Origin of the sequence: Acinetobacter sp. TY1 (assembly GCF_048551395.1) — a bacterium.
GTDB lineage: Bacteria > Pseudomonadota > Gammaproteobacteria > Pseudomonadales > Moraxellaceae > Acinetobacter.
This window is the reverse complement of sequence record NZ_JBLYZK010000004.1, coordinates 137,776-152,940: the sequence shown is the minus strand read 5'-3', so window position 1 is coordinate 152,940 and position 15,165 is coordinate 137,776. Positions and strand designations below refer to the sequence as shown.

Annotated in this window: 17 protein-coding genes; 7 read left to right on the top strand and 10 right to left on the bottom strand. The window is 38.6% G+C overall.

What is annotated here, in order from left to right:
* Nucleotides 1-4: 4 nt before the first annotated feature.
* The 6 genes from ACK2M2_RS04315 to ACK2M2_RS04290 form a co-directional block, all read right to left on the bottom strand.
* Nucleotides 5-526 carry a phosphatidylglycerophosphatase A gene (locus ACK2M2_RS04315; protein ID WP_409510633.1) on the bottom strand — a complete coding sequence of 174 codons (522 nt, stop codon included), beginning with the start codon at nt 524-526 and terminating at the stop codon, nt 5-7.
* Nucleotides 504-1,421 carry a thiamine-phosphate kinase gene (gene thiL / locus ACK2M2_RS04310; RefSeq protein WP_409510634.1) on the bottom strand — a complete coding sequence of 306 codons (918 nt, stop codon included), beginning with the start codon at nt 1,419-1,421 and terminating at the stop codon, nt 504-506. Before thiL ends, ACK2M2_RS04315 begins: the two co-directional genes overlap by 23 nt.
* 18 nt (nt 1,422-1,439) lie before the next feature.
* On the bottom strand, nt 1,440-1,889 hold the full coding sequence (gene nusB, locus ACK2M2_RS04305) for a transcription antitermination factor NusB (RefSeq protein WP_409510635.1): 450 nt from the start codon (nt 1,887-1,889) through the stop codon (nt 1,440-1,442).
* Between the two features lie 3 nt (nt 1,890-1,892).
* Nucleotides 1,893-2,363: a 6,7-dimethyl-8-ribityllumazine synthase gene (gene ribE, locus ACK2M2_RS04300; RefSeq protein WP_409510636.1), complete on the bottom strand. Its 471-nt coding sequence runs from the start codon at nt 2,361-2,363 to the stop codon at nt 1,893-1,895.
* Between the two features lie 119 nt (nt 2,364-2,482).
* Nucleotides 2,483-3,601: a bifunctional 3,4-dihydroxy-2-butanone-4-phosphate synthase/GTP cyclohydrolase II gene (gene ribBA, locus ACK2M2_RS04295; RefSeq protein WP_419346234.1), complete on the bottom strand. Its 1,119-nt coding sequence runs from the start codon at nt 3,599-3,601 to the stop codon at nt 2,483-2,485.
* Nucleotides 3,602-3,903: 302 nt separating this feature from the next.
* Nucleotides 3,904-5,193: a hypothetical protein gene (locus ACK2M2_RS04290; RefSeq protein ID WP_419346288.1), complete on the bottom strand. Its 1,290-nt coding sequence runs from the start codon at nt 5,191-5,193 to the stop codon at nt 3,904-3,906.
* 53 nt (nt 5,194-5,246) lie between these two features.
* On the opposite strand from ACK2M2_RS04290, the gene serB reads away from it, so the two are divergent.
* The 3 genes from serB to ACK2M2_RS04275 all read left to right on the top strand — a co-directional run bounded on the left by serB (nt 5,247) and on the right by ACK2M2_RS04275 (nt 7,940).
* Nucleotides 5,247-6,467 (top strand): phosphoserine phosphatase SerB, encoded by a 1,221-nt coding sequence (gene serB, locus ACK2M2_RS04285; protein ID WP_409510639.1) that lies wholly within the window; start codon nt 5,247-5,249, stop codon nt 6,465-6,467.
* Nucleotides 6,468-6,882: 415 nt separating this feature from the next.
* A complete protein-coding gene (aciT, locus tag ACK2M2_RS04280; RefSeq protein WP_409510640.1) occupies nt 6,883-7,197 on the top strand; it encodes an AciT family ciprofloxacin tolerance protein in 315 nt (104 codons plus the stop codon).
* A 263-nt stretch (nt 7,198-7,460) separates the two neighbouring features.
* Nucleotides 7,461-7,940, top strand: coding sequence for an SCP-2 sterol transfer family protein (locus tag ACK2M2_RS04275; protein WP_409510641.1), 480 nt, complete (start codon nt 7,461-7,463; stop codon nt 7,938-7,940).
* Between the two features lie 63 nt (nt 7,941-8,003).
* Here ACK2M2_RS04275 and dtd read toward each other — a convergent pair whose 3' ends face one another.
* Nucleotides 8,004-8,444: a D-aminoacyl-tRNA deacylase gene (gene dtd, locus ACK2M2_RS04270; protein ID WP_419346231.1), complete on the bottom strand. Its 441-nt coding sequence runs from the start codon at nt 8,442-8,444 to the stop codon at nt 8,004-8,006.
* Between the two features lie 325 nt (nt 8,445-8,769).
* Between dtd and ACK2M2_RS04265 the strand changes: the two genes are divergently transcribed.
* Complete coding sequence (locus ACK2M2_RS04265) at nt 8,770-8,949, top strand: CopG family transcriptional regulator (protein ID WP_409510643.1); 180 nt, start codon at nt 8,770-8,772, stop codon at nt 8,947-8,949.
* A 90-nt stretch (nt 8,950-9,039) separates the two neighbouring features.
* On the opposite strand, the gene ACK2M2_RS04260 is transcribed toward ACK2M2_RS04265, so the two are convergent.
* On the bottom strand, nt 9,040-9,396 hold the full coding sequence (locus tag ACK2M2_RS04260; protein WP_409510644.1) for a roadblock/LC7 domain-containing protein: 357 nt from the start codon (nt 9,394-9,396) through the stop codon (nt 9,040-9,042).
* Between the two features lie 355 nt (nt 9,397-9,751).
* On the opposite strand from ACK2M2_RS04260, the gene pncB reads away from it, so the two are divergent.
* The 3 genes from pncB (at nt 9,752) to asd (ending at nt 12,795) form a co-directional block, all read left to right on the top strand.
* Nucleotides 9,752-10,966 carry a nicotinate phosphoribosyltransferase gene (gene pncB, locus ACK2M2_RS04255; RefSeq protein ID WP_409510645.1) on the top strand — a complete coding sequence of 405 codons (1,215 nt, stop codon included), beginning with the start codon at nt 9,752-9,754 and terminating at the stop codon, nt 10,964-10,966.
* Nucleotides 10,967-11,092: 126 nt separating this feature from the next.
* Nucleotides 11,093-11,941 carry a sulfurtransferase gene (locus tag ACK2M2_RS04250; protein ID WP_419346229.1) on the top strand — a complete coding sequence of 283 codons (849 nt, stop codon included), beginning with the start codon at nt 11,093-11,095 and terminating at the stop codon, nt 11,939-11,941.
* Nucleotides 11,938-12,795, top strand: coding sequence for an archaetidylserine decarboxylase (gene asd, locus ACK2M2_RS04245; protein WP_409510647.1), 858 nt, complete (start codon nt 11,938-11,940; stop codon nt 12,793-12,795). The genes ACK2M2_RS04250 and asd overlap by 4 nt, the downstream gene beginning before the upstream one ends.
* Before the next feature lie 88 nt (nt 12,796-12,883).
* On the opposite strand, the gene phoR is transcribed toward asd, so the two are convergent.
* Nucleotides 12,884-14,242 (bottom strand): phosphate regulon sensor histidine kinase PhoR, encoded by a 1,359-nt coding sequence (phoR, locus tag ACK2M2_RS04240; RefSeq protein WP_409510648.1) that lies wholly within the window; start codon nt 14,240-14,242, stop codon nt 12,884-12,886.
* A 25-nt stretch (nt 14,243-14,267) separates the two neighbouring features.
* Nucleotides 14,268-14,978: a phosphate regulon transcriptional regulator PhoB gene (phoB, locus tag ACK2M2_RS04235; protein ID WP_409510649.1), complete on the bottom strand. Its 711-nt coding sequence runs from the start codon at nt 14,976-14,978 to the stop codon at nt 14,268-14,270.
* Nucleotides 14,979-15,165: the final 187 nt, after the last annotated feature.

The window sequence follows — 15,165 nt, the reverse complement described above, 5'->3', positions numbered from 1 at the left end:
TGGCTTAAGCCATTCTAAAATATAGATAAATTATAATACATAACGCAGCCCAAAGTCCTGCAATAATGTCATCAAACATAATACCAAAGCCACCATCAATTTTTTGATCGATGACACGTATAGGCCATGGTTTCCACACATCAAATAAGCGGAAGAGTCCAAATCCGACCAAGACCCAAATCCAGTTTATTTGACCTAAATAAATTAAGGGCAAAAATGTAATAGATTGTCCTGCAAATTCATCCCAAACAATACGTCCGTCATCATGTACATGAATAATTTCGGCGGTTTTACCACAAATCCAAATGCCAATCAGTGACATAATTGTTATGGTTAAGATAGAGCCATAAAAACCCATTGCAAGCCACAGAGGCACAAATAATAAAGCAAATGCAGAACCAAACGTTCCAGGTGCTTTCGGTGCAAGTCCTGAACCAAAACCAACACCACAAAATACAATGATGCGTTCAGACCAAGTCATATTTTTAAAGACAATAGGCGGTTTATGCAAAGTGTTGATATCCATTAAATTGAAGAGAGTGATCTAAGCCATCTTTTTCAAAAGTGAGTCCATATTGCTGTTTTACTGTCCCGATGATTGTTGTTTTTACATTGGGTTGTAATTGCAAAAGTTTTTCGTAATTTTGGCGGCTTATTGTAAAACATAACTCATAATCATCACCACCTGCGAGTGCGTATTGCAATTGCTGCGATTCAGGAAGGCTTTTAAGTGCAGGGCTGATAGGTAGTTCATTCAGGTTAAGAATAGCACCAACCTGTGATGCTTTGAGAATATGCCCGAGATCTTGTGCTAATCCATCAGAGATATCAATCATGCTGTGAGCTAAACCTCTGAGCAAATGACCGAGCTCACAACGTGGCGTTGGATAATCAAGACGTTGTTGTAAGGGATGCCCTAAGTGTTGTAATCCAAATGCAGCATCACCGATTGTACCACTGACGACCACCAAATCATCGACTTGAGCGCCTGAACGTGTGACGGCTTGACCTGTTTCAATCCATCCCATTGCGGTGACAGAAAGGGTGAGATGAGGACTTTGTGTGGTATCACCACCAATTAAGCGCACACCAAATTGATCACAACAATCATATAGTCCTTGGCTAAAACCTTTGAGCCAAGCATGATCAATTTGGGGTAAGCTCAGTGCAAGCAAAATACTATGAGGTTTAGCACCCATTGCTGCAATGTCAGATAAATTAACAGCGACACTTTTCCAACCAATGGCATGTGGTGAAGTATCGTAAGGGAAATGTCGACCAGCAACCAAGGTATCTGCACAGATGACCAACTGGTGACCGGGAGGGGGAGTGACTAAGGCTGAGTCATCGCCGACACCTAAATCGTCATCAGAAAGTTTCTGACGATTAAAATAAGTGTCAATAATAGAAAACTCAGCCATGTCAAATACAACGAAGGCTTATTTAGCCTGTTGCTTTTCTGCTTCGCGCAGACTATTTGCAAGACGGTCTAATACACCATTGATGTATTTGTGACTGTCTGCACCACCAAAGTGTTTTGCCAATTCAATCGCTTCATCTAGCACAACACGATATGGAATTTCGATGTGATCTTTGAGCTCATAAGCGCCTAAACGCAAAGTCGCCAATTCCACGCCATCAAGTGCTTTGATTTCACGATCTAGAACGGGTAAAAGTAAAGCATCCAATGCTTCATGGTTTGCGATCACTTCAGTGAGCAACTCATGATAATAGCCGAGATCCACTTTGTGCATGGCATTGTCTACACGAGTACGTGCTTCAATTTCATGGACTGGGTTGTGGCTCATTTGCCATTCATAAATCCCTTGTACAGCAAAGCGACGTGCTTTACGTTTTGCTGCATAAGTAGCTTGGAGTGTTTGCGACATGCTTTAAATTGCCTTTAACAGGTTAACCATTTCAATAGCAGTAAGGGCAGCTTCACCACCTTTATTACCTGCTTTTGTACCAGAGCGTTCAATCGCCTGTTCAATACTGTCCGTAGTCAATACACCATTGATCACAGGTAAGCCAGTATCTAAACCAACTACACCTAAACCTTTGGCACATTCGCCAGCAACGAAGTCAAAATGCGGTGTGCTACCACGAATCACTGCGCCAAGTGCGATAACAGCATCAAATTTGCCTGACTCTGCTAATTTTTTAGCGACAACAGGAAGTTCCCATGCGCCAGGTGCATGAACGACAGTGATATTATCATCGCTAACGCCATGACGATGCAACGTATCAATTGCACCTTCAAGTAAATGTTCAACAACAAAGCTGTTAAAACGACCAACTAAAATTGCGTAACGGTCTTCGCTCGCAAGATGTAATAAACCTTCAATTCGGCGAATCGCCATAGCAACCTCGATGATTTCACAAGAGTTTTTAATAGATTTCTTTTATCTGGTGCATCCATTTTGTATTTTTAAAAAATTCAAAAGGCGGTGATAGAAAAAAGAAATCTGTTTACAAATTATTAGTTTTTAGTTTGATTTGCAGAACAATATTCTACAACTTCAAGGTTAAAACCAGATAATGCGTTGAAACGTAATGGTGAGCTGAGCAGTTTCATTTTCTCAACGCCGAGATCACGTAATATTTGTGCACCCACACCAATGGTTTGATATTGTTGTGAAAGTGCAGAATTTGATTTGGTTGGTTTTGGTTTACCAAGTTCTTCTAAGGCAGGGCCTAAATCCGATAAATGGCGCTGACCGATCCAAACTAAAACACCACGATCACTGTCTGCAATGGTTTTGAGTGCTTTATCTAAGTTCCAAGCAGGCTCACCATCTTTTTTGTTTAGCTTGAGCAAGTCACGTGCAGGGTTGAAACCATGTACACGAACAGTCGTGATGCCATCTTTAGGCTCACCTTTAACTAAAGCGATATGAATGTCAGGGTTTCCGAGTTCACGGTAGCGGTACAAATCAAAAGTTCCATATTCAGTATCAATGCTTTGCTGATCAATACGTTCAACTGTTTGTTCATTGGTCATACGGTAATGAATTAGGTCAGCAATCGTGCCTATTTTCAAGCCATACTTTTCAGCAAAAACTTCTAAATCAGGGCGGCGTGCCATCGTGCCATCTTCATTGATGATTTCACAAATCACAGAGGCAGGTTCAAGACCCGCTAGACGTGAAAGATCACAACCTGCTTCTGTATGACCTGCACGGTGCAATACGCCACCTGGCTGTGCCATCAAAGGGAAAATATGTCCTGGTTGTACAATATCCGCAGGTTTTGCATGTGCCGCAACTGCTGTTTGAATCGTATGCGCACGTTCAGCAGGGGAAATACCTGTTGAAATACCGTTCGCGGCTTCAATTGAAAGCGTAAAATTTGTTCCATGTTGAGCACCATTCGCATCGACCATTAAAGGCAAATTTAGCTGTGCACAACGGTCACGACTCAGTGTTAAACAAACCAAGCCTCGAGCATGGGTGATCATAAAGTTGATGTCTTCAGCGCGAACGTGAGTCGCGGCAATCACCAGATCACCCTCATTTTCACGGTCTTCATCATCCATGAGGATGACCATTTTGCCTGCACGGATATCTGCTACAAGCTCTTCAACGGTATTGAGCGGCATCAACCTTCACCTTTTTGTTCTGTCTGTCGGACATTTTGATTGAATTCATTGCGCTATAGTCTAACGTGTTTTTACATGTTTTGCCTATGCTTATCATGTGGCGTTGCCGTACATAGTTATACACAAGCTTGTAGGGGAATGAAAAGGGAGGAAAAATTGAAAGGTGATTGTTTTAGTTTAAACATTGAACATTCAGTTTGCAGATTTTATTTAGTCCTTATCTATATTTTGGGCAAGATAAAAAAATCCCCGTACAACATCTGTTATACAGGGATTTTTAAAGCTTGGCTTAGAAGATGAAATTATTCAGATTCAAGTTGCGCTGCTTTTTTCTTACTTTGTAAAATTTCAGTACGAATGGCTTGGGCAAGTTCAGCCGATTCGCTATTCATGCCATTAATCATATACGCATGGCGTGTTAGTACATTACTTGGATTTGGCAATGCGACCAACTGATAATGATCAGTAATGACTTTTAAGTGTTGGCTGTCCAAGTATAGTGCCATTTCACGAGCAATTAGATGCTGTGATAGACGTTCTGCAGCTTGTGCTGAATTGATTTTCATATCTTCGACTTGCGAGGCAACAGCACTACGAGTTTGTAGGACAAAACGTTTTTCTTCACGATAGCGTTTGTAGAGGACTTCAGATAACAGTTGGAACACTGAACCAATCATCAGTAAACATGCTGCTGCATCAGGGCGATCAGCTGCAATACTAATGGTTGCACCATTTTTGTTAAATTCTTGCTCTCGGATAAAATCGTTTGAAGACAATTTATAATGTTGTGCACACAGGACAATACTTTTATTTAAGAAAATTTGGCACAAATTAAAATACGGTTTAGATACAGAGCTGTTAATAGTATTGATTAACTGTTTTGGATCGTAAAATTGAATGTTGAGTGCTAAAACATTTTTCATTTCAGAAGGATTTGTTTGCGCGACTTCGACTTTTGCTACTTCAGATTTTTGCGCTGCAACCGCATGACTTAAACTTTGTGCAGATTTTTCTGCTGCAAGTGCTTCAGTCAATTGAATAATTTCATGTTTTAAACGTGACTCATGGTTTACACGTGCCAAATATTCACTACGTGTTGGTCGAGCAATTGCACGATATGCTAACCATAATAAGCCATGAATAATGAGTGAAACTAAAATGGCTAACCATTGTGTACGTAAAATTTCACCAATGCTTGGTTTAATCAGCGTAATTTCAATGCTACCGACTTTCTTTTCATTTTGTAGCGCATCACGGACAAAAACTTCACCCTGACGAGTTTTTGCCATGCCACTCGTTGCTAGCACTTGATTTTTAGCATCGAGAATGCGAATAGATGCCACACTTGGATTGGTCGCATAACGATTGGCAAGTAAAGCTAAGGACACCGTATTGGCAGGTTCAAGCTCAGCAACGCTGTCTGTGACGAGCTGACTTGTCATCAGTTGTCCCTGACTCGCACGGTTTTCGTTCAGTTGGTGAGTGGTTGCGATTACCAATAAAAATGTGTGTAATGCAAAACTTACGGTAAGTAGGCTAGCAAAAAGCCCTTGTCTTGGTGCATTCAACGTAAACTTCCAAAGAAAAAATATTCGATTTCGATTATGATTCTAACAATAGTTGTAGCTCAGACCCGAGTCAATTCATGCAAGAAATCATTCTTATATCCTTTTTAGGACCTGACCAGCCGAATCAGTTTACTCGGTTAATGCAGGTACTTTCCGTACATTCTTTGCAAATACTCGATGTCGGTCAGGCGGTTATTCATAATCAATTGACTTTAGGCATTGTTGTTTCGTCAGATGATCAGACTGCGACTGCACTTGCAATGAAAGATATCCTTATTTTAGCACATGATATCGGTTTAACAGTTCGATTTAAACCAATCACAGGCACAGATTACGATCAATGGGTTAGTGAAGGTGGACGTACACGTTATATCGTGACGGCACTTGCACCCGAACTGACTGCGGAGCATTTAAAGCAAGTGACGCAGATCGTATCGAATCAAGGCTTTAACATCGAAACGGTGACACGTTTGTCAGGTCGTCCTGAGCGTGATGGACAACAAGATATTTTGCAACGCTCATGTGTTGAGTTTGGTTTAAAAGGGCAAATGCTTGATGCACAAGCCATGCGAGCAGCATGTTTACGTCTTTCTGCTGAGTTAAGCATTGATGTCGCTGTACAAGAAGACAATGCGTATCGCCGTAATCGCCGTTTGGTTTGTTTTGATATGGACTCAACCCTCATTGAGCAAGAAGTGATTGATGAGCTTGCGATTGAAGCAGGGGTAGGTGAGCAAGTTGCTGAAATTACTGAGCGTGCTATGCAAGGTGAGCTTGATTTTCAACAAAGTTTCCGTGCACGTGTTGCCTTACTCAAAGGTATGGATGCCTCTGTTCTTCCTAAAATTGCTGAACGCTTAACAGTGACAGAAGGAGCGGAGCGTTTAATTTCAACCTTAAAAGCACTCGGTTACCGAACAGTAATTCTATCAGGTGGTTTCCAATATTTTGCTGAATATTTACAAGCAAAATTAGGCATTGATGAAGTGCATGCCAATATTTTAGATGTTGAAAATGGCATGGTTACAGGCGAAGTCAAAGGTCATATTGTGGATGGCGCACGTAAAGCCTTTTTATTACAGAAAATTGCCAATGAAATGAATATTTCACCTGAGCAAGCAATTGCAGTAGGTGATGGTGCGAATGATTTACCAATGCTTTCAATTGCAGGCTTAGGTGTTGCATTTCGTGCTAAACCTTTGGTTCGTCAAAATGCTAATCAAGCCATTTCAAGTGTAGGTTTAGATGGCGTGTTATATTTATTAGGCGTACACGACAAAGATTTGAATCACGAATAAATCTTACAGGTTGATGACAAAAAAGCGACTTTCGAGTCGCTTTTTTTACTTATAAATTAGATAGATTGATAGGCTTTTATTAGAGCGAAGAATAGATTGATCAAAGTAGAAACAAACGATAAAAAAGATTTTTCAGGCAAAAAATAAATGGTATTTTTTTGTAATGACACGCAAGAATTGATCCTGAATAGGCTCTCAGCAAAATGTTTAAAATAAAAATGTAATGACAAAGCAATGTTGCGTCATTGTGTGTCGTTATAGATCGAAACAAGACTTTCCTTCTTAAAAAAAATCTCCATAATGCATTTCAAGGCTCATGATAAGCATGCAAAAAAGATTAAATATAAGTGTGCTCGATTGTTGTGAAACAGGATTTAAATGTGATTCAGCATTTTTGGTTTTGACGGAGGTTTTTATGGTAACAGCGACTTTTGCATCGATGATTGGATTTGGTCTAATCGCAGTAGCGTTGATCACTGTTTTATTTTCCCCATACCGTCATTGGTTAGGGTTTATGCTTGCAGGGATGTTGTTTTGGGGAATTCTAGAAACGATCCGTTACGGCATTCAACATTTTTTAGACTTGTCTTTGGCGTTCAGCTATTTGGGCGCCATTAGCTTAGCAATGATCGGATTGACCGTATTTTTACTTGGTGCAGACAACCGAGCGCAAAAAGCTTTAGCGCGTCGTCAATATATTGAGCATACGCCTGTGTATGAAGATGAATAGTCATTTTTAGCTCAAACATCTTTAATATACACAGACATTACAGTTTAAACTGACTATTTTTACACTAAAAAAATTAATGTTAGACATATCAAGGTATATCAAAATGATATACCTTTTTTTATAGATAATTTGCTATTGAATAAAGTGACAAATGGGTCAAAACATTTGTAAATAACTACGGCTTAAAAATAGTAAGATATGCTAGGATGTGATCCAATTTCTGAATTCCACAGTTTTAAATTAAAACAACAGGCTTAAATGTCATGAAACTTTCTTCAATACCCGTTGTAAAGTTACCTATTGTTGATGCGAGTACAGACCCGCTTGACTTGATGGTACTTGGACTAGCATTACGTATGAAACAATTGGCTCGTACGAGTCCAAAATTTGTTGAATTGACACATGACCGTCAGTTCCGTATTCAAATCGGGACTGATCTTGGTGTTGCTCGTCAAATTTTAGTCAATAATGGTCAAATTGATACCGTTTCGGGTGATGAGCAAAAAGCAGATTTTATTTTGCAATTTGCAGATAGCGAGCAGGGTGTTAAAACCTTAATTAAGGGTGATCCATCTGCATTCATGACAGGCATGCAAAATGGTACGATCAAAATGGAAGGTGATTTCAGTCTACTCGTTTGGTTTAACCAAGTGGCGCGTTTGATTCCACCTAAGGTTCCAAAGTCGGTAAAAGACAAAATTAAAGTTGCACGTCAATTTTTAAAAGATAAAACTGGGCGTTAATACGATTTAAAAAATCCTCGAATTCGAGGATTTTTTTTGTCTTAGATATTTTGCTTTGACATTTTATTCTACTTCTAAATTGAAGGTTACTGGGCCATCATTGACCAAGTGTACTTTCATATCTGCACCAAAAATGCCTGTTTGTACATGCTCAAATTGTGCTTGTGCATAAGTAACAATTTGCTCGTATAAGGCTTGGGCATCGCTTGGTGGCATAGCAGGTCCAAAGTCGGGACGTAAGCCTTTTTGTGTTTGTGCCATGAGGGTAAACTGTGAAACAAGAAGTAAGCCACCATTGGCTTGACTGATATTCCAGCCCATTTTTCCTTGTTCATCATCAAAAAAACGATATTTTAAGATTTTATCAATCAGCTTTTTGCCTTTTTCGAAGTTATCTTCTTTACCAATCCCCAAAAAGACCAAAATTCCTGTGTCAATTTTGCCTGTAGTTTGACCATCGACAACAACTTTTGCCTCAAGAACTCTTTGTAATAGTGCGCGCATGTACTTCTTTAAAACGATGATGAATATAGCTTAGTGTAACAAGAGAGTGTATTGATTAGATACGAATAATATTGATGTTAAGAGGTTTGTAAAAATATGGCTTAGCTTGATTGAGTATATAAATAATTGACAATTATACCAACATTGCAAAATATACAATTCCATATAAAATATATGTGTTTTATTGCTTTTGCTGAAAATATGCATTCTGTTTAATACTTTATCGATTAAATATGTTGTCCTATAGATTGATGAAAAGAACTTGTGAAAAAATGATGATAATCATATTATCATTTAATGTTAACTGGGCTGTGGAATCTGCATTATGGAAAATAAGACGGCAAGGCTGACAATCTTGATTGATCCTGTAAAAAAGCAAGCTTTTGAAGATTTATGCAGTCAGCAAGATTTGAAACCTTCTCAGGTTGTACGCCAATTAATTCGAGAATATTTAAATACCCATGGCGTTGAATATGCAACGAAAATGAATATAGAAAAGAAGTAGAATTATTTTGCAAAAAATTATAATTAATATGAAATATTTTTTGATTAAAAAAGCTGGCATTGCCAGCTTTTTTTGTATAACTAAACCAAATTAAGAAAAATCTAGACCTTTTTCAAATGCTTTCAACTCGTGACGAGCCATTGCAAGATTTGATTTTTGACGGTCAAGTACAAGGTAAAGGAATAATTCGTCATTACGATCAAGCGGACGAAGTAAGTGGTATTGCTTACCAAGTGTAATTAAAATATCTTCAATTTTATCATTTAAATTCAATGCTTTTGCAACTTTACGCTTTGCACGAATTACTTCTGTATTGCCTGCAGCAGCAAGTTCTAAATCAAGGCCTGAACCAAGAGCAGCCATTGCTAGACCACTTGCGCTGTCTACAAGTGCCGCAGCTACGAAGCCATCAATTTGATTTAATTCATCTAAGTTAAATTTAGCCATACTTAATTTTCCATTTATTGGTTGGGGGTAAATGTGTAATTATTTCTATTAGGTAAAGAAATGTAATTTTATTAATACATAGATGTTAATTAAGTATGCTTGATATTTCAACAATTATGCATAAAAAAATATTAAATTCTCATTTTATTAACATATTATTATAATGAATGTTTGTTAAAAGCTCATCTAAAGCTGTATCGAGTTAAACGATTCGTCTACTTACTACATTGAATTCGATAAAAAAACAAAGTATTGGTGTGAGTTATTTAAAATTTCTTAAATTTAGTCAGAACATGGCTTCTTTGCGAAAAAAATATGCTTTAATGAAATAAGCATAGCGAAATCAAAAATAGATATGGCTCCAATTATCCAATCCCTGCTCGATACTGATTTGTACAAATTCACCATGTTACAAGTCGTGTTACATAAATTCCCTCAAGCCGATAGTGTTTACCATTTTCGTTGTCGAAATCTTGATGATACCGTTTATCCCTTGGTCGATATTTTGGCGGATCTCAACGAACAACTTGACCATCTATGTAACTTAAAATTTGCCGAAGATGAACTGATTTATTTACGGAAATTACGTTTTATCAAAAGCGATTTTGTTGATTATTTGGAGTTATTCCAACTGAAACGACGCTTTATTAAAGCTGGAATTGACAGTGAAGGGCGTTTGGATATTTGGGTCGAAGGTCCAATGGTTCAAGCCATGATGTTTGAAATTTTTGTCCTTGCGATAGTCAATGAGCTTTACTTTAGCCGTATTCGTTCAGATGATGTACTGGTTGAAGGTGAACGTCGTTTACAAGCTAAAGTTGCACAATTAAAACAATATTCAAAAGAACAAAATCCAAATGATCCACCATTCTTGGTTTCAGATTTTGGTACTCGTCGCCGTTATAGCCTAGATTGGCAAAAGCATGTCATTCAAACATTCCATGAAGCTGTGCCTGCGGTTTTCCGTGGAACGAGTAACGTCATGATTGCACGTGAATTGGGTATTTACCCAATTGGAACGATGGCGCATGAATTTTTACAAGCATTCCAAGCTCTTGATGTTCGTTTGCGCGATTTCCAAAAATCTGCGCTTGAAACATGGGTGCAAGAATATCGGGGTGATTTGGGTATTGCTCTGACCGATGTGGTTGGTATGGATGCATTCTTACGTGATTTCGATTTGTATTTTGCTAAGCTATTTGATGGTTTACGTCATGACAGTGGTGACCCATTTATATGGGGTGATAAGGCTTATCAACATTATAAAAAGTTGAAAATTGATACACGTACCAAAATGCTAACCTTTAGTGATGGTTTAGATGTTGAACGTGCTTGGGCTTTGCATCAATACTTTAAAGATCGTTTCCAAGTGAGTTTTGGTATTGGCACAAATTTGACCAATGATATGGGACAAACACCGCTCAATATCGTATTGAAACTCGTGGAATGTAATGGTCAGTCTGTTGCCAAAATCTCAGATAGTCCGGGTAAAACTATGACCGATAACGATACTTTCTTGGCCTATTTACGGCAGGTTTTTGATATTTCTGATGAAGAAAAATCGGCTTAAAATCATTTGAAAATATTGGTTTTTTGATATTTGAATTTCAGCTAAGAATCCCTGAAATTCAGCATTATCGCCAAACGTGCTGTGATAAGATCAATTGTAATGATGAACTAAAATTCGAAAAATCTTATGACAGCACCTTTGTTTAATTTTGGATTATTGGTCAATGCCGACCAACTTTTACCCCATCTTGGACATACGTTTCTGCGTATTGTCGACTTAAGCCGAAGCTCGGTTTTTGAACAACTTCATATTCCACATGCCATCCATGTCAAACCTGGGCAATTGGTTCAGCTTGAAGAAACTGCTACAGGGCTTTTACCTAAAGAAGCAGACTTACAAGCCTTGGTTGATTATTTAAAAATTTCACCTGATCATCATGTGGTGGTTTATGATGATGAGGGTGGAGCATGGGCAGGGCGATTGATTTGGAATTTACATTGTCTGGGTTTTGATCGAGTCAGTTTACTCAATGGTGGTATTCATGCATGGCTTGGTGCAGATTACCCAACATCATCAGATATTGAAGAATTTGACTCACTGTCCACATCGGTAAAAGTCGATTTGAGACAGGTTGAAAATTTTCGTATTCAATACGATGATTTACGCCAAAAGGTTGAACAGCAAGCAATTCAGCTATGGGATTGTCGTACAGAAGATGAATATACAGGGCTCAGAATGACAGCACGACGTGGTGGTCATATTCCGGGAGCAAGACATTTTGAATGGAGTACTGCAATTGCACGTCAAAATCATTTAAAATTGCATTCCCTAGAACGCACACAGCAACGACTTGAACAGTTAGGCTTTGATCTTAGTCAGCCTGTTGTTGTGTATTGCCAGTCGCATCACCGCTCAGGTCTGGCATATATTGTTGGAAAATTACTGAATTGGGATATTGTGGCGTATGACGGTGCATGGAGCGAATGGGGTAATCGTTCTGACAGTCCAATAATTACTGGAGAATCACCTGCGTGAGTCTTACTTCTGATTTAAAAAAACAAATTTTTATTCAAGCACAGCGTATTGTGCCACAACAACAATTGAGTCGTGTGGTGGGTAAAGTCGCTGCAAGTGAAAATCCTCTTGTTAAAAATGTGGTCATCCAAGCTTTTAAAGCGAAATATGGCATTGATATGTCTATTGCTGAACAAACTGATGCGCTGAAATATAAATCATTCAATGATTTTTTTACCCGTGCATTAAAAGATGGTATTCGTAGTGTTGATCCTGATCCACTGCATATTGTATGTCCTGCCGATGGTGCAATTTCTCAAATTGGTAAAGTTCGTGATGGCGATGTATTTCAAGCTAAAGGTCAAAGTTTTTCAGTTGAAAAATTGATTGGTGATCCACAACTTGCAGTACCTTTTAAACAAGGTGAATTTGTAACGGTGTATTTGTCACCAAAAGATTATCACCGTGTACACATGCCATTTGCAGGTAAACTAACAGAAACTTTATATATTCCAGGTGAATTATTCTCTGTAAACCAAACGACTGCGGAAAATATTCCGGGTTTATTTGCACGTAATGAGCGTATGGTATGTTTGTTTGATACTGAACTTGGTCGTATGGCAGTGGTTCTAGTCGGTGCAATGATTGTGGCTGGTATTGAAACTGTTGCGACAGGTAAAGTGAAACCTACAGGTCGTGTGGAGTTGAATCATCACGAGATGCAACTTGAAAAAGGTGCGGAACTTGGACGTTTTTACTTAGGGTCGACTGCGATTGTATTGTTTGAAAAAGATAAAATTGTTTGGGATGACTATTTAAAAGCCAACTCTGATGTCATCATGGGTGAAGCTTTAGGGAAGGTAAAATCGGCTTAAGATTTTTGCTGAGAATAGATTAAAAAAATCCCGCAAAATTTTAGCGGGATTTTTTATTAACTATATGATATTTATTTTTTAAATTTTGTTATTCGTGCATATATAAACGTTCTTTGGGAAAAACCACACGGAAAGTTGAACCTTTGTTTTCTTCAGAATCAATTTCCAAATAAGCATTGTGTTGCATTAGAACGTGTTTCACAATTGCGAGCCCTAAGCCTGTTCCACCTGTTTGACGACTACGAGCGCTATCGACACGATAAAAACGCTCAGTCAATCGTGGTAAATGTTTAGGATCAATACCGATGCCAGTATCTTCTACTGTAAAGTAGCCATGCTCACCATCATCATGCCATCCGATTGTCACTGTACCGCCTTTAGGCGTGTATTTAATCGCATTACTGATCAGATTGCTAAACGCACTTGCAAGCTCAATATCCGAACCAATTAAGTCACAATGGCTGTCAATATCCAAATTGAGCGTATGTCCATAATCAACATTGTATGCTTGTGCATCATCAAACAATTGATTCATTAAACTTGGCATTTCAATGATCTGATTTTTGGCAATTTGTTTATTACCTTCCAAGCGAGAAAGTAAAAGTAAATCATTGACCAAAGCATTCATACGCCGTGTTTGAGACTGCATTTGTTCAAATGCACGTTTCCAACGCGGGTTTAAATCTTCTTGATCGGTGAATGTTTCAATATAACCACTCAGTACAGTGAGTGGTGTGCGTAGTTCATGGGAAATATTGTCCACAAAGTCTTTACGCATTTGCTCAAGATTATGCATGCGTGTCACATCGTAGGCTACGACAAGGCGACTTTCACTGCCAAAACGAGTTAATTTAATTTGCACATAATGTTCATCAAACACGGATGATTTGATTTTAATGCCATCAGGTGATTGGTCGATATTGTTGAAATATTCAATAAAAATGGGTTGGCGAATAATGGTCAAAATATTGCGACCACGATCAATCGGTTGAATGCCGAGGAGTTTTTCCGCAGCAGGATTCCACCATTCAATTTGATGAAGTTCATCCGTCAGAACAACAGCTTCAGCAAGTGCAACTAAGGATGATTGCGCACGGTCAATAAGTCCGACCATTTCAGCTTGTACAATTCGTTCCTGACGCTGCGCTCGATATACATTGAACAGTAAAGCGCCCCAAATCCCGTTTAAATTGGGTGGAGAATCATAAGGGCGGTTGGAAATCCAATCATTGACTAAATATAAGGAATGCAATTGGATGGTAAAAAAGACTACAAATGCGAGGCTAATACAGATCCAAAAATACCCAGCACCTAATCCAATAAAACAGGCAATGACCAGTAAAAAGACCAGTAATTTTAAGTCCTGTTTTGCAAATGCCCATAAGCTACTATAACGAAACTTTTTATATTCATTTGCAAGATCAGGGACGGGGTAGGGTTCATACATAAAACAAAAAATTACCTGAAAAGTGTTAGCCTAAAGCGACATCGGCACGGGTCGAAAAACGGTAACCTGTGCCACGAACGGTCTGAACATAACGGTCTGCTGCAAAAGGTTCAAGCACTTTACGCAAACGACGAATATGAACATCAATGGTACGGTCTTCAATATACACATTGCCACCCCATACTTGGTCGAGCAATTGAGCACGAGTATAGGCACGTTCAGGATGGGTCATAAAAAAGGCAAGTAGACGGTATTCGGTTGGTCCCATCTCTAAAATATGATCACTAAAGCTGACACGTTGGCTGACAGGATCAAGAATCAATCCATTGGCATCAATGGTTTTTTCACCGCTAAGCGCATTGGCACGGCGTAGTACCGCTTTAATACGTGACACCAATTCACGGGTTGAAAATGGTTTGGTCATGTAGTCATCTGCACCTGCATCAAGACCTTGTACTTTATGGTCTTCTTCACCACGTGCAGTCAGCATGATCACAGGGATTTCTGCTAGATTTTCATCACGTTTAAGGCGACGACACAAGTCTACACCACTGACACCACCAGGCATCATCCAATCTAGCAGAATCAGAGATGGACGTTGATCGACAATCATTTGATGCGCTTGTTTTGCATCTTCAGCTTGTAAACACTGAAATCCAGCCATATCCAATGAGGTATGGATCATTTCCCTGATCGGAAGTTCGTCATCGACGATTAAAATATAGTCATCTTTCACAACGCAATACCCTATTAATGAAACGGTTGACCGTTTTTATTTATGACAGGCTTATTACAAGGTTTAATTGTGACAGTATCATTGCAAAAAAAATCATATCTGCATTTTTTAGCAAAGATTTGTGACAATTTTTTTACATCATCAATATAATCATATATTTATTAGATCAATAAAAAATACTTATTGA